This window comes from Roseospira visakhapatnamensis (genome assembly GCF_014197915.1).
GTDB lineage: Bacteria > Pseudomonadota > Alphaproteobacteria > Rhodospirillales > Rhodospirillaceae > Rhodospira > Rhodospira visakhapatnamensis.
This window is the reverse complement of the sequence record NZ_JACIGK010000005.1, coordinates 61175-74482: the sequence shown is the minus strand read 5'-3', so window position 1 is coordinate 74482 and position 13308 is coordinate 61175. Positions and strand designations below refer to the sequence as shown.

Sequence of the window (13308 nt, the reverse complement as noted above, 5' to 3'; positions counted from 1 at the left end):
AAGGACTTGATCAGGACCGATATTTCGTTAGGGTTATCTAATATTCAACACCCGTGCAACCCTGACTCGCAGGGGGCGAAAAAACGGGGTGCCACGGCCCATCGGATGGCGGCTCGGCTGACAACGCCGGCGCCGTCCCGGGGCCGGGACCAGAACAACAACCGGGTCGAGCGATCGGACCGGGACAGGGAGGACGCGTATGACAGAGACCAATCAGGCTCCCGCCACGGGAACCGGATCCCGGGCGGCTGGGCACCCGTCGTCGCGGGGGCGACGGCAGTTCCTGCGCGCCGGCGCCGGCGTGGCGGCCGGGGCCGCCGCCACGGTCGCCGGGGGGGCGGCGCTGGGGCGCCCCGGGGTGGCCGGCGCCACCGAGATCGACCCCGGCAACCTGCCCCCCAACGTGCCCATGTGGGGTCACTACCTGGGGGACGGTGTCGATGCCGAGCCCTACGGCAGCCCGTCGCCCCACGAGGCCCATGTGGTGCGGCGCAACGTGCCCTGGTTGACGGCGACCACGGAATCGTCGGTGAACTTCACGCCGATCCAGGACCTGCACGGGTTCGTCACGCCCAACGGCCTGTGTTTCGAGCGTCACCACGCCGGCACCGCCGAGGTGAACCCGGCCGAATACCGGCTGATGATCAACGGCCTGGTCGACAAGCCGATGATCTTCACCATGGAGGACATCCTCCGCTTTCCCTGCGAAAGCCGCTTCTACTTCATGGAATGCGCGGCCAACAGCGGCATGGAATGGCGCGGCGCCCAGCTCAACGGCGTGCAGTACACCCACGGCATGATCCACTGCGTCCAGTACACCGGCGTGCCGTTGCGGGTGATCCTGGACCAGGTGGGCGTGAAGCCGAACGGAAAGTGGCTGATGGCCGAGGGCGGCGATGCCTCGGGCATGAACCGCTCGATCCCGCTGGAAAAGGCCCTGGATGACACCCTGCTGGCCTTCGCCATGAACGGCGAGATGCTGCGGCCGTCCAACGGCTATCCGCTGCGCCTGGTGCTGCCCGGCTGGGAAGGCAACATGTGGGTCAAGTGGATCCGCCGCATCGAGGTGGGCGACCAGCCGTGGTTCGCGCGCGAGGAGACCTCCAAGTACACGGACCTGCTGGCCGACGGCAGGGCGCGCTACTTCACCTGGGAAATGGACGCCAAGTCGGTCATCACCGGACCGTGCCCGGAAAAGCCGGTGCTGCACAAGGGCGTCAACCAGATCAAGGGACTGGCGTGGTCCGGGCGCGGCACCGTCAAGCGCGTGGACGTCAGCCTCGACGGCGGCCGCAACTGGATGCAGGCCCGTCTGCCCGACCCGGTGCTGCCCAAGTGCCTGACCTGCTTCAACGCGGAATTCGAATGGAACGGCGAGGAGGTGCTGTTGCAAAGCCGGGTGATCGACGACACCGGCTATGTCCAGCCCACCATGCAGGCGCTGCAAAAGGTGCGCGGCGTCAACTCCATCTACCACAACAACTCCATTCAGACGTGGCTGGTGAACAAGACCGGGGAGGTGGAGAATGTCCGTCTTGGTTAAGTCGCTGCTGGGCGGCGCCGTCGCCGGATCCCTGCTCATGGGAGCCACGGCCGTGGCCGACGAGATCGCCGCGGGTCATGTCTACGACCTGGGCCGTCCGGCCACCCCCGAGGAAATCGCCGGCTGGGACGTGGACGTCATGCCCGATGGCACCGGCGCCGCCATGGGCCAGGGCACCGCCGCCGAGGGCGAAGAGATCTACATGGTCCAGTGCGCCTACTGCCATGGCGAGTTCGGCGAGGGCCTGGAACGTTATCCGGTGCTGTTCGGCGGCGAGGATACCCTGGCCAGCGGCAACCCCGTGAAGACCCCGGGCAGCTACTGGCCCTATGCCTCGACCCTGTACGACTACATCTACCGGGCGATGCCCTTCGGACAGGCGCAGTTGATGACGCCCGATCAGGTCTACGCCCTGACCGCGTATCTGCTGTACATCAATTTCGTGATCGACGATGAGGATTTCGTTCTCAGCAACGAAAACATCGGCGACATCGAGATGCCCAATCGCGAGGGCTTCATCGCCGACAGCCGGCCCGATGCTCAGCCGGCCGAGGTGTGCATGAGCGCGTGCGACGTGCCGACCACGGTGGTCGGCCGCGCGGCGATCATCGATGTCACCCCGGACAACGCGGACGACGCCCCGGCGATCGTTCTGGAGTAACGGCGGCGGGGCGTCCGCCATGGACCGACCCGGGCGGGAGCCGGCGACGGATCCCGCCCGTTCGGCGGATCGCCCATCCGTGGCGGGCCCTGGCAGCCCGATGACATCGCTTGCCTTCGGCGCTAGAGTGCGGGGAGCATATACCCATCCCAGGAGACCCCGACCATGCCCATGGATGTCCGCGACCTCGAAGCCCTGATCCAGGCCGCCTTCCCGGACGCCCAGGTGGCGGTGGAGGACATGGTGGGCGACGGCGATCATCTGGCCGCCAACATCGTCTCCGAGGCATTTCGCGGCAAGACCCGGGTGCAGCAACACCAGATGGTCTATGCCGCGCTGCAAGGCAAGATGGGCGGTGAACTGCACGCGCTGGCCTTGCAGACCAAGGCGCCCGACTGATCCGCACGCGGGACGCGGGAGGCGATGTCCCGCACCCTCTCGCTCGCTTGAAAAGATCGGGTCCTGGGGGCTGTGCTCCCAGGACCCGGACCGGGCATCGGCCCGGTTCGCCCTGCGGTGTTCGGACTCACGCGGAGCGGTACGGCGGTCCGGCCTTCTTCATGACCGCGTTGTATTTCTTGAAGATCTCGATGACGCGGGCGTTGCGCTCGCTTTCGGCGGCGATCTCGTCCCAGAACGTCATGGCCTCGTCCTCGACCGTCTGCCACTCGGCCTCGGGGATGGTGGTCAGTTGCATGTCCGTGCCGTTGACGCGGAGGTTCGCCTCGCCGCCCCAGTACCAGTGCTGGCGGTAGTAGTGGCTGCTGTCCATGCACAGCCGGAAAAGCTGCTTGAGATGCGCCGGCAATTCGTCCCAGCGCTCGCTGTTGGCGAAGTAGGAACCGCACCAGGCGCCCGAGATGTTGTTGGTCAGGAAGTACGGGGTCACCTTGGACCAGCCCACGGTATAGTCCTCGGTGATGCCGGACCAGGCGATGCCGTCCAGTTCGCCGGTCTGCACGGCCACCTCGACGTCTTCCCAGGGCAGCGTCACGGGCACCACGCCGAAGCGCGACAGGAACCGGCCGGCGGTCGGGAAGGTGAACACCCGCAGGCCCTTCAGGTCCTCCAGGCTGCGGATCGGGTTCTTGGTGTTGAAGTGACAGGGATCCCAGGCGCCGGCGGACAGCCAGGTGACGCCCTCGATCTCGCCGTAGGCTTCCTCCCAGATCTCCCGTAGCCCGTATTGGTTGAAAAGCACCGGCACGTCCAGGCTGTAGCGGGTGGCGAAGGGGAAGTAGCCGCCGAACACCGAGATGTCCACCGGCGCGGCGATGGAGTCGTCGTCGCTTTGCACCGCGTCGATGGTGCCGCGCTGCATGGCGCGGAACAGCTCACCGGTCGGGACGAGCTGGTCGGCGAAGAACAGCTCGATCTCCATCTCGCCGTTGGCCACCGTATTGAAGGCATCGATGGACGGCTTGATGACGTGTTCGGCCAGGGCGGGGCCGGCATAGGTTTGCAGGCGCCAGCGGATGGGGCTCTGACCATGCACCGCCGGCGCGGCCAGGGTGGTGGCGCCGGCCGCCGCCGCCGCGCCCAGGCCGGCGGTCTTGATGAAGGCGCGTCTGTTCGTCGTCATGGGCCGTGTCTCCCTGTCGGGGTGAGGGCGTCCGTTGGTCGGCCGCCGGGTCCGCGATGCGCCATGGCTCCGGGGTCTTTCAACGGGCGTAGACCATCTCGGGCAGCCACATCGCGATTTGTGGGAAGGCCATGACCAGCACCAGGCCGAGGATCATGACCATCACGAACGGGACGATGGACCGGTAGATATCCATCAGCGTCACCTCGGGCGGGGCCATGGCGCGCATCAGGAACAGGTTGTAGCCAAATGGTGGCGTCATGTAGGCGATTTGGCAAGTAATTGTATACAGAACGCCGTACCAGACCAGATCGAAGCCCAGCGCCCCCACCAGCGGCACATAGAGGGGCGCGACGATCACCAGCATGGCCGTGTCGTCCAGGAAGGTCCCCATCAGCAGGAACGACAACTGCATGAGGATGAGGATGGTCCAGGGGCTGAGGCCCAGGCGCTCCACGAACAGGGTCTCGATGGCCTTGACCGCCCCCAGGCCGTCGAACACCGCGCCGAAGCACAGGGCCGCCAGGATGATCCACATGAACATGGCGGTGACGCCCAGGGTCTTGCGCAGCGTCTCTTCCATCACCGTGGCCGTCAGCCGGCGCTTGATCAGCGCGGCCAGGGTGGCCGCCAGCGCGCCGATGGCCGAGCTTTCCACCAGGCTGGTGTAGCCCAGGACGAACAGGCCGATCATCGAGAAGAAAATGAACAGCGGCAGGATGCCGGCCCGCAGCAACAGCAGCTTCTCGCGCCAGGACACGGACCGCTCGTCCTTGGGCAGGGCCGGTCCCAGGGACGGTTGCAGCCAGCAACGCACGCCGATGTACAGCACGAACAGCCCGGCCATCATCAGCCCCGGCGTCACCCCGGCCAGCCACAGTTGGCCCACGGGCTGGCGGGCGATCATGCCGTAGAGCACCAGGACCACGCTGGGCGGCACCAGGATGCCCAGCGAGCTTCCCGCCTGGATCACCCCGGTGACCATGATCTTGTCGTAGTTCCGCCGCAGCAGTTCCGGCAGCGCGATCGACGCGCCGATGGCCATGCCGGCGACGCTCAGCCCGTTCATGGCCGAGACCGCGACCATCAGGGCGATGGTGCCGATGGCCAGGCCGCCCCGCACCGGCCCGAACCACACGTGAAACATCTTGTACAGATCGTCGGCGATGCCCGATTCCGACAGCATATAGCCCATGTAGATGAACATCGGCAGCGTCAGCAGCGGGTACCACTTCATCAGCTTCATGGCGGCGCTGAAGGCCATCTCGGAGCCGCCGTCGCCCCACATCAGCAGGGCGGAGACGGAGGCGACGACACCGATGGCGGCGAACACGCGCTGTCCGGTCAGCAGCATCACCATCATGGAGGCGAACATCAGGAGAGCGATGAGCTCGTAGCTCATGACGCGATCTCCTCGCCGCGCAGGCGGGCCAGGTCCTTGAAGAAGGTGGAGATGGCCTGAAGCAGCATCAGGGTAATCCCGATGCACATGACGATCTTGATGGGCGCCATGTAGGGCCGCCAGGCGGAGTAGCTGCGCTCGCCGTATTCCAGGGCGTATTGGGTGCTGGACAGGCCGCCGATCAGCAGCAGCACCAGATAGGTGATCAGGAACAGGACGGTGAAGACATCCATCCAGGTGCGGGTGCGGTCCGACCAGGACCCGTACAGCAGGTCCATGCGCACGTGGAAATCAAGCTGAAGGGAATAGGCGCCGCCGACCAAAAAATAGGCCACCATGAGAAACTGGGCGACTTCCAGGGTCCAGAGAGAGGGCAAAAAGAACGTCTTGGAGATCGACGACCATAGCAACACACCCATCATGACGAAGATCATGTACATCGTCACGCGCCCGATGCCGCGATTGAATTTATCCACTGTCCGCACATATATTCTTATGGCCTTTGGCATGTGTTTGTCCTTGTTGATTCTCACACCCCGCTGGCCACCGCTTCGGCGACCGCCAACGCCTCCAGCGCCCGCGTCACCGCATCGGCGAGACGACCGGCCCAGGCTCGCTGCCCGGCCTCGTCGGCGATCCGGTCGTTGCGGATCTCCAGCATCACGTGAGGCAGGCCGCGCGCCACGCCGTGCCGCGCCAGGGTATGGGTCACGCCGTCGGCCGGACCGTAGGGCTCGTTGCGTCGCACCACCAGCCCGCTCGCCGGTCCCAGCGCCGGCGCCGACAGCAGGGCGTCGGCCAGGCGCGCGTCGGCATCGTGCAGCACCCCCAGGTCCAGGGTCCGGGGCACGCCATTGTACACGGGCGTGAAGGAATGCACGGTCACCAATGCCGGTGCGCGACCATGGATGCGGGATGCGTCGTCCAGGCATGACGCGAGGGTGGCGTGAAAGGGATGGTGGATGGCCTCGGCCCGGCGTCGCCGCTCGTCGGCGGTCAGGGCGGCGTTGCCGGGGATGGCGAAGACCTCGCTGTGCGCCGGCATGGCGTCGACGGCCTCCGGCGGGCGGTTGCAGTCGACCACCAGGCGGGACACCCGCGCCGCCACCAGGGGCGCGTCCAGCCGTTGGGCCAACGCCCGGGCCACGGCCAGGGCGCCGGGGTCCCAGGCCACATGGCTGGACAGCGCGGCCGGCGACAGCCCCAGGGCGTTCAGGTCGGCGGGAACGGCGTTGCTGGCGTGCTCGCAGGCCAGGACCACGGGGCCCCGGCCGGTTGGATTGATGACCTCGACCACCGCGTCTTCCGGCGATTGCTCCACCGCCGCCCGCGCACGCATCACCCGGGACCCTCCCTCGCCCACGTTTGGACTAGGGTTCTTCAGGAGCCGGCGGGAAGTCAAGCGGCAAGGAGAAAGGCGAGGGGCGTCCGACGAAACGGAGCCGTTCCGGATCGGGTCCGCGTGTCGTCTCTGTCCGGACGGCCGGGATCGCGCCCTGTACGACGCGCTATACGCGGTTGGATTTTCGCGGCACGGCGATCGTCCAGCACGACCCCGGGGTGCGTCTTTTGAAGAGAACCATCACGTCCGAAATCTCAATGGATGTACTCGGGCGGGTCTCGCGCCAAGGGGGGGGCCGTGGCGGCGGCCTGATGGCGCGCCCGCGGTTCCGGAGCACGGGGTCCCGATCGGCGCGCCCTGGAGGCCATCGCGCCGCCGCGCCACCGCGCGGGTTGCCCCCCTTGGCCAGATCGTTCCGGTGGGGCAGAATGCCCGACATTCATAATCCCTGGCATAATCCCCGGCATAATCCCTGGTGGGGGAGACGAACCGAAGAAAACGAATCCACGGTCGATGAGCCACCACTGACCGATCGGTATCCCGTTGCCCGCCCCAGCTTGGCGGCCGGAACGCATCCAAGGGAGGACACACCGTTGACCGAACCGCTCTGGAGCCCGTCCGAGGCCGGTATCCGCGCCAGTACCATGATGGCCTTCATGGATCAGGTGAACCAGGCTCATGGCCTGTCGCTGAGCGACTACGATTCGCTGTACCAGTGGTCCATCGACCAGCCGGCGGCCTTCTGGTCGGCGGTATGGGATTTCTGTGGCCTGATCGGCGAGAAGGGCGCGGTGGTGGTGGACGACGTCTCCCGCATGCCGGGCGCGCGCTGGTTCCCCGAGGGCTCCATCAACATGGCCCGCAACCTGCTGCGCCCCGACTGGGACCGCGACGCCGACGCCCTGGTGTTCTGGGGCGAGACCCATGTGCGTCGGCGGCTGACGTTCGGCGAGTTGTGGGATCAGGTCTCCCGGGTTCAGCAGGCGCTGATCGCGCGGGGTGTCGCCAAGGGCGACCGGGTGGCCGGCTACATTCCCAACATGCCGGAAACCGTGATCACCATGCTGGCCTGCGCCGGCATCGGCGCCATCTGGTCCTCGGCCTCGCCCGATTTCGGCGTCCAGGGCGTGGTGGACCGCTTCGGCCAGATCGAGCCCAAGGTGCTGGTCGCCGCGGAGGGCTACTTCTACAACGGCAAGGCGCATGACTGCCTGGAGAAGACGGCGGCCATCGTCGAGCGCATGCCGTCGGTGGAGACGGTGGTCATCATCCCCTACACCCGCGCCGATGCCGACCTTTCGGGTGTGCGCGGCGCGGTGGCCTGGGACGACCTGATCGCGCCGTACACGGCCGGGGACATTCGCTTCGACCCGCTGCCGTTCGACCATCCGCTGTACATCATGTACTCGTCCGGGACCACGGGCGTGCCCAAGTGCATCGTCCACGGCCATGGCGGCACGCTGATCCAGCAGGTCAAGGAGCACGTGCTCCACTGCGACATCAAGCCCGGCGACCGGGTCTTCTACTTCACCACCTGCGGCTGGATGATGTGGAACTGGTTGATGGCCGGCCTGGCGGCGCGGGCGACGTTGCTGCTTTATGACGGCAGCCCCGGGTATCCCTCCGGCGCCATCCTGTTCGACTATGCCGACGCCGAGGGCATGACCCACTTCGGCACCTCGGCCAAGTGGATCGACGCCATTCGCAAGGCCGACCTGAAGCCGCGCGAGACCCACTCCCTGGCCACGGTTCGGGTCATGACCTCCACGGGGTCCCCCCTGGTGCCGGAGTCGTTCGACTACGTCTATCGGGACATCAAGAGCGACATCCAGCTCTCGTCCATCTCCGGCGGCACCGACATCCTGTCGTGTTTCATGCTGGGCAGCCCCATCACCCCGGTCCATCGGGGCGAGATCCAGAAGCGTGGCCTGGGCATGAAGACCGAGGTCTACGACGAGTCCGGCCATCCGGTGAGCGGCGCCAAGGGGGAACTGGTGTGCACCCAGGCGTTCCCCTCCACCCCCATCGGCTTCTGGAACGATCCCGACGACGCCAAGTTCCGCGCCGCCTACTTCGAGCGCTTCCCCGGCATCTGGACCCATGGCGATTGGGTGGAGCTGACCGACACCGGCGGCCTGGTGGTCTACGGGCGGTCCGACGCCACCCTGAACCCGGGCGGCGTGCGCATCGGCACCGCCGAGATCTATCGGCAGGTGGAATTGCTCGACGAGGTGGTCGAGGCCCTGGTGATCGGTCAGGAGTGGGATAACGACGTGCGCGTGGTGCTGTTCGTGCGGCTGCGCGACGGCCTGACGCTCGACGAGCCCCTGGCCAAGCGCATCAAGGGCCAGATCCGCCAGAACTGTACCCCCCGCCACGTGCCGGCCAAGGTGGTGCAGGTCGCCGATATCCCGCGCACCAAGTCCAACAAGATCGTTGAACTGGCGGTACGCGAGGTGGTGCACGGGCGTCCGGTCAAGAACATCGAGGCCCTGGCCAACCCCGAGGCCCTGGACGAGTTCCGCGACCGGGCGGAACTGACGGAGGACTGATCCGACTCCGGCCGGCCACGGCCGTCCCCGGTCCTGACGGGCCAGAACCGGGGACGGATGCCGTGTCGCGGCCCCGCGCCGGCATTTGGCACCCGACTCTCGCCGCGACCGGAACAGGGGACCGCGTCTCTTGAGGCGCGTGCCGCCAGACCGAGGATCGGCCGGAGCGGCCGACAGCTCACTCCGGCTCGTCGGTGACGTCCTCGATGTCCTGTGCGTCGCCGTCGGCGTCCAGGTCGACCGCGCCGTCCAGGTCCTCGACCAGGTCGTCGGCCTCCGTGGCCGCCTCGGCGTCGGCCGCCGCCTGCGCCGCCGCGGCCTGACGCTCGGCGTCCTCCAGGCTGCGGGCGATGGTCACGGTCACGGCCACCACCACCTCGGGGTGCAGCGAGACACGCACCTCGGTGGTGCCCAGCGCCTTAAGCGGCGCGTTGAGCTGCACCTGGGAGCGGCCGACCGTGAAGCCCTCGTCCTTCAGGGTATCGGCCAGGTCGCGGGCGCTCACAGAGCCGTAAAGCTGTCCGCCCTCGGACGCCTGACGCACCAGCACGATCGACAGGCCGGCCATGCGCTCGGCCACCTGTTCGGCGTCCTGGCGGCGCTTCAGGTTGCGGGCCTCCAGTTCGGCCTTCTGGGTTTCGAAGTAACGCAGGTTGGCGTCCGACTTGCGCAGGGCCTTGCTCTGCGGCAGCAGGTAATTGCGGGCGTAGCCGGGGCGCACATTCACGATGTCGCCCATGAAGCCCAGGTTCTCGACGCGCTCCAGCAGGATGACTTCCATCACTCGTCCTCCATTGACCGACCGCCCGCGTCTCGCCGCAGATCGGTCGCGAATTCCACCAGTCCAGCGAACACCACGGCCACCAAGCCGATGGCGGACGCGAACAGAACCACATAGAACACCACCAGCAGCACGCCCGGCGCCGGGGTCTTGCGCGCCACCAGGTGCACCAGCTTCAACCCCAGCACCACGAACGGCAGGGACAGCGCCACGGTCGCCGACCAGGCCACGTATCCGATCTCGCCCCCCAGCATCGACATCGCCAGGACCGCCGCGAACAGGACACCATACCAGGCGGGCACCCGCGTCGCCGAATACACCGGGCGCGGCCGCACCGGCCGACCCAGCCGCGAGACCAGCGCCATGGCCAGAACCCCGGCCAGGGCGGCGCGGATCGTCCACACCATGGCCATGGCCCCGGGGATCACGGACACCAGGCTCTCGACCAGCGGCCCCCGCACGGCGGGATCGGTGACGGCCTCGGCGACCGTCGCGTCCGCCGACAGGGCCGCCATGTCGTCGACGACCTGCTCCACCGTCACCCGCACCGGATCGGCCAGCGGGCCTCCGGCCACCATGGCCGCCAGAAGCAGGCCGGTCGCCGACAGGACCGTCAGCCAGACCAGAATGCGCCCCGGAGCGCCCCAGTGCTCGGGCCGCCGTGGATCGGGGTGGCTCACGCCCGGCGCCGGTCGCAGCGCCAGCCACAGGATGACCAGCGCCGGCAGCGCGTCGGACATCAGATACAGGCCGACCAGGGCCGGGTTCAGGGACATCAGGGCCAGTGCGACGACGGCCACGGTCCCCGCGACCAGCGCGCCGGACCAGCCCAGCAGCAGGCCGGCCGCGATCACGGGCATCGGCGCGACCAGCCACGGGATGGTGCCCAGAATCGGGCCGAGCATCACCATGGCCACGAACAGGAACCCACCGGCGAGCCCGGCGACCAGGGCGAGGGGCAGACGTGCGAGCATGGTGGTGCCGTCCTTGCCTCCGGATCCGGTGCCCGGCCGGCGGTCTCCCGAGACATCGGGGATCGCCGGGCAGGGCGCCGGCCGGATCAGCGGTCGCCGATCACTGCTTGATGACGTAGGGCAGCAGTCCCAGGAACCGGGCCCGCTTGATCGCCCGCGCCAACTCGCGCTGCTTCTTGGCGGAGACGGCGGTGATGCGGCTGGGAACGATCTTGCCCCGCTCGGACACATACCGGCCAAGCAGGCGGATGTCCTTGTAGTCGATCTTGGGCGCGTTGGCGCCGGAGAACGGGCACGTCTTGCGGCGACGGAAAAACGGACGCCTGGCCATTACTGCTCTCCTCCATGCCGCCGGCCGCGATCACCCCGATCGCCCCGATCTCCTCGATCGCCACGGTCCCCGCGATCGCCCCGATCACCACGGTCTCCCCGATCCCGACGGCCGCCCCGGTCCGGACGATCGCCTCGCTCGGGCTTCTGCATCATGATGGAGGGGCCTTCCTCCAGCGCCTCGACCTTGATGGTCTGGTAGCGCAGCACGTCTTCATTCAGACGCAGGCGGCGTTCCATCTCGTGCAGGGCGGCGGCCGGCGCGTCGATGTTGAGCATGAAGTAGTGGCCCTTGCGGTTCTTCTTCATGCGATAGGCCAGGGCGCGCAGGCCCCAGTGTTCGGTCTTGGCGACGGAGCCGCCCAACTCGCTGATCACGCCGGCGGTCTGCTGGGCCATCTGTTCCACCTGGTTGGCGGACAGATCCTGCCGCGCGATGACCACGCTTTCGTACAATGGCATTCTCGAAGTCCCTTTCGGATTGTCTCAGCCCACCGCTCCGGACAGGCGGCGCCTGTGGAGCGGGCGGGCATAGCCGGCCGCGCCGGCAAGGGGAATACGCCGGCCAGGCCGGCAGACATCGACGCCTGCGGCGTCGACGCTCCCGTGCCGGCCGAGGTCCGATCGGACGTGCCGACAGAACACAACCGTCCCGCCGGCATCCCGGGCCGGCGGGTTCACGGGACGGCGCACTATACACGGTCCCGGCGCCGGCGCAAGCGGCGCGGCGGGACCGCGATGTCGGCCGGATCCACCTATCCCGCGACAGAACCTACCCTTTTGGAGGGGGTGGGACCGGTCGCGAAGCGCATGAGGGGGGTGCGCCCGCGTGTTTTGTATGATTTCCTGAGACAACACGCCTTTTTGTGGCAAAGTGTCAACGAAGCTGTACATAGGACTTTACGGACGCGCCCACCCAGGGCATTACAGGTTCGTTTCAGATGGTCCGGGCCGGTGCGCGGCCCCGTCCAACGGGTGGCCGCGCCAGGGTCCGGGGCCATGCCAGGGTGTCCCCGCTCGCCGCCGCCCCCGTCATTCGAATCGTGGGCTTCGAGAGGGCCGGGCGCGCCACGGCCGACGCGGCATGTCGCGTGGCCGGCGCTCGGAGAGAGCGAGAGACACCGGCGATCGAGGCGACGAGTCCGCAACAGGAGAGGCAGGACATGAGCGAGGCGAGCCAGACACGGGCCTTCGTCTTTCCCGGCCAGGGGTCCCAGGTGGTGGGCATGGGGCAGGCCCTGGCCGAAGAATACCAGACCGCCCGCGAGGTGTTCGAGGAAGTGGACGACGCCCTGTCCCAGTCGCTGTCGCGGCTGATGGCCGAGGGACCGGCCGAGGACCTGACCCTGACCGAGAACGCGCAACCGGCGCTCATGGCCGTGTCCTTGGCCGTGGTCCGCGTGCTTCAGAAGGACGGCGGCGTGTCCCTGGCGGATTCGGCCCGGTTCGTGGCGGGGCACTCGCTGGGCGAGTATTCGGCGCTGGCCGCCGCCGGGGCCTTTTCGCTGGCCGATGCCGCCCGCCTTCTGAAGGTGCGCGGGCGGGCCATGCAGCGCGCCGTCCCGGTCGGACAGGGCGCCATGGCGGCGCTGTTGGGCCTGGACGTGGACGCGGCCCGCGCCATCGCCGCCGAGGTGGCCGGTGACCGGGTGTGCACCGCCGCCAACGACAACGCGCCGGGCCAGGTGGTGGTGTCAGGCCATGCCGAGGCCGTCAAGCTGGCCGTCGACCTGGCCGCCGACCGGGGCGCCAAGCGCGCCGTGATGCTGCCGGTCAGCGCGCCGTTTCACTGCGCCCTGATGGCGCCGGCCGCCGAGGCGATGCTGGACGCCCTGGCCGACGTGCCCATGGTGGCGCCCAATCCGCCGGTGGTGGCCAACGTGCTGGCCTCCGCGATCAGCGATCCCGACGCCATCCGGGCCCGTCTGGTGGAGCAGGTCACGGGCTCGGTGCGCTGGCGCGAGAGCGTGCTGTTCATGAAGGACGAGGGGGTCACGACCCTGGTGGAACTGGGCACCGGCAAGGTGCTCTCGGGCCTCGCGCGGCGGATCGACCCGGCCATGAAGGGCATCAGCGTCCAGACCCCGAAGGATATCGAGGGCTTTCTCGCCAGCATGTGACCGCCGCGTCCGCCGGCTCCA

General features: G+C 68.0%; 13 protein-coding genes. 5 read left to right on the top strand and 8 right to left on the bottom strand.

Features of this window, described 5'->3' with window-relative positions:
* The first annotated feature begins 199 nt into the window (after positions 1 to 199).
* From soxC to GGD89_RS04630, 3 genes are all read left to right on the top strand, one after another.
* Positions 200 to 1543: a sulfite dehydrogenase gene (soxC, locus tag GGD89_RS04640; protein ID WP_184042946.1), complete on the top strand. Its 1344-nt coding sequence runs from the start codon at positions 200 to 202 to the stop codon at positions 1541 to 1543.
* The gene (locus tag GGD89_RS04635) at positions 1527 to 2204 is read left to right on the top strand and encodes a c-type cytochrome (protein WP_184042945.1); all 678 of its coding nucleotides are present in this window, start codon (positions 1527 to 1529) and stop codon (positions 2202 to 2204) included. Before soxC ends, GGD89_RS04635 begins: the two co-directional genes overlap by 17 nt.
* A 165-nt stretch (positions 2205 to 2369) precedes the next feature.
* Positions 2370 to 2603, top strand: a complete 234-nt coding sequence (locus GGD89_RS04630) for a BolA family protein (RefSeq protein ID WP_184042944.1) — start codon at positions 2370 to 2372, stop codon at positions 2601 to 2603.
* Between the two features lie 127 nt (positions 2604 to 2730).
* On the opposite strand, the gene GGD89_RS04625 is transcribed toward GGD89_RS04630, so the two are convergent.
* The 4 genes from GGD89_RS04625 to GGD89_RS04610 form a co-directional block, all read right to left on the bottom strand.
* Positions 2731 to 3786, bottom strand: coding sequence for a TRAP transporter substrate-binding protein (locus GGD89_RS04625; protein WP_184042943.1), 1056 nt, complete (start codon positions 3784 to 3786; stop codon positions 2731 to 2733).
* A gap of 79 nt (positions 3787 to 3865) precedes the next feature.
* Entirely contained in the window at positions 3866 to 5188 is a 1323-nt protein-coding gene (locus GGD89_RS04620) for a TRAP transporter large permease (RefSeq protein ID WP_184042942.1), read from the bottom strand.
* Positions 5185 to 5697 carry a TRAP transporter small permease subunit gene (locus GGD89_RS04615; RefSeq protein ID WP_184042941.1) on the bottom strand — a complete coding sequence of 171 codons (513 nt, stop codon included), beginning with the start codon at positions 5695 to 5697 and terminating at the stop codon, positions 5185 to 5187. The genes GGD89_RS04620 and GGD89_RS04615 overlap by 4 nt, the downstream gene beginning before the upstream one ends.
* A 20-nt stretch (positions 5698 to 5717) precedes the next feature.
* Positions 5718 to 6527: an N-formylglutamate amidohydrolase gene (locus tag GGD89_RS04610; RefSeq protein WP_184042940.1), complete on the bottom strand. Its 810-nt coding sequence runs from the start codon at positions 6525 to 6527 to the stop codon at positions 5718 to 5720.
* Positions 6528 to 7123: 596 nt separating this feature from the next.
* Here GGD89_RS04610 and GGD89_RS04605 point away from each other — a divergent pair.
* On the top strand, positions 7124 to 9082 hold the full coding sequence (locus GGD89_RS04605) for an acetoacetate--CoA ligase (RefSeq protein ID WP_281396663.1): 1959 nt from the start codon (positions 7124 to 7126) through the stop codon (positions 9080 to 9082).
* A 178-nt stretch (positions 9083 to 9260) separates the two neighbouring features.
* Here GGD89_RS04605 and rplI read toward each other — a convergent pair whose 3' ends face one another.
* The 4 genes from rplI to rpsF all read right to left on the bottom strand — a co-directional run bounded on the left by rplI (position 9261) and on the right by rpsF (position 11629).
* Entirely contained in the window at positions 9261 to 9863 is a 603-nt protein-coding gene (rplI, locus tag GGD89_RS04600) for a 50S ribosomal protein L9 (protein WP_184042938.1), read from the bottom strand.
* Complete coding sequence (locus GGD89_RS04595; protein ID WP_184042937.1) at positions 9863 to 10837, bottom strand: DUF2232 domain-containing protein; 975 nt, start codon at positions 10835 to 10837, stop codon at positions 9863 to 9865. The genes rplI and GGD89_RS04595 overlap by 1 nt, the downstream gene beginning before the upstream one ends.
* 100 nt (positions 10838 to 10937) lie before the next feature.
* The gene (gene rpsR / locus GGD89_RS04590; protein ID WP_184042936.1) at positions 10938 to 11168 is read right to left on the bottom strand and encodes a 30S ribosomal protein S18; all 231 of its coding nucleotides are present in this window, start codon (positions 11166 to 11168) and stop codon (positions 10938 to 10940) included.
* Complete coding sequence (rpsF, locus tag GGD89_RS04585) at positions 11168 to 11629, bottom strand: 30S ribosomal protein S6 (RefSeq protein ID WP_184042935.1); 462 nt, start codon at positions 11627 to 11629, stop codon at positions 11168 to 11170. Before rpsF ends, rpsR begins: the two co-directional genes overlap by 1 nt.
* Before the next feature lie 701 nt (positions 11630 to 12330).
* Between rpsF and fabD the strand changes: the two genes are divergently transcribed.
* Positions 12331 to 13287: an ACP S-malonyltransferase gene (gene fabD / locus GGD89_RS04580; protein ID WP_184042934.1), complete on the top strand. Its 957-nt coding sequence runs from the start codon at positions 12331 to 12333 to the stop codon at positions 13285 to 13287.
* Positions 13288 to 13308 lie beyond the last annotated feature (21 nt).

Bases quoted from the DNA above. Each gene is read 5' to 3' on its own strand.
- fabD (WP_184042934.1), top strand. From the start codon at position 12,331: ATGAGCGAGGCGAGCCAGACACGGGCCTTCGTCTTTCCCGGCCAGGGG.
- soxC (WP_184042946.1), top strand. From the start codon at position 200: ATGACAGAGACCAATCAGGCTCCCGCCACGGGAACCGGATCCCGGGCG.
- GGD89_RS04635 (WP_184042945.1), top strand. From the start codon at position 1,527: ATGTCCGTCTTGGTTAAGTCGCTGCTGGGCGGCGCCGTCGCCGGATCC.
- rplI (WP_184042938.1), bottom strand. From the start codon at position 9,863: ATGGAAGTCATCCTGCTGGAGCGCGTCGAGAACCTGGGCTTCATGGGC.
- GGD89_RS04615 (WP_184042941.1), bottom strand. From the start codon at position 5,697: ATGCCAAAGGCCATAAGAATATATGTGCGGACAGTGGATAAATTCAAT.
- GGD89_RS04630 (WP_184042944.1), top strand. From the start codon at position 2,370: ATGCCCATGGATGTCCGCGACCTCGAAGCCCTGATCCAGGCCGCCTTC.
- GGD89_RS04595 (WP_184042937.1), bottom strand. From the start codon at position 10,837: ATGCTCGCACGTCTGCCCCTCGCCCTGGTCGCCGGGCTCGCCGGTGGG.
- GGD89_RS04610 (WP_184042940.1), bottom strand. From the start codon at position 6,527: ATGCGTGCGCGGGCGGCGGTGGAGCAATCGCCGGAAGACGCGGTGGTC.
- rpsR (WP_184042936.1), bottom strand. From the start codon at position 11,168: ATGGCCAGGCGTCCGTTTTTCCGTCGCCGCAAGACGTGCCCGTTCTCC.
- rpsF (WP_184042935.1), bottom strand. From the start codon at position 11,629: ATGCCATTGTACGAAAGCGTGGTCATCGCGCGGCAGGATCTGTCCGCC.
- GGD89_RS04620 (WP_184042942.1), bottom strand. From the start codon at position 5,188: ATGAGCTACGAGCTCATCGCTCTCCTGATGTTCGCCTCCATGATGGTG.
- GGD89_RS04625 (WP_184042943.1), bottom strand. From the start codon at position 3,786: ATGACGACGAACAGACGCGCCTTCATCAAGACCGCCGGCCTGGGCGCG.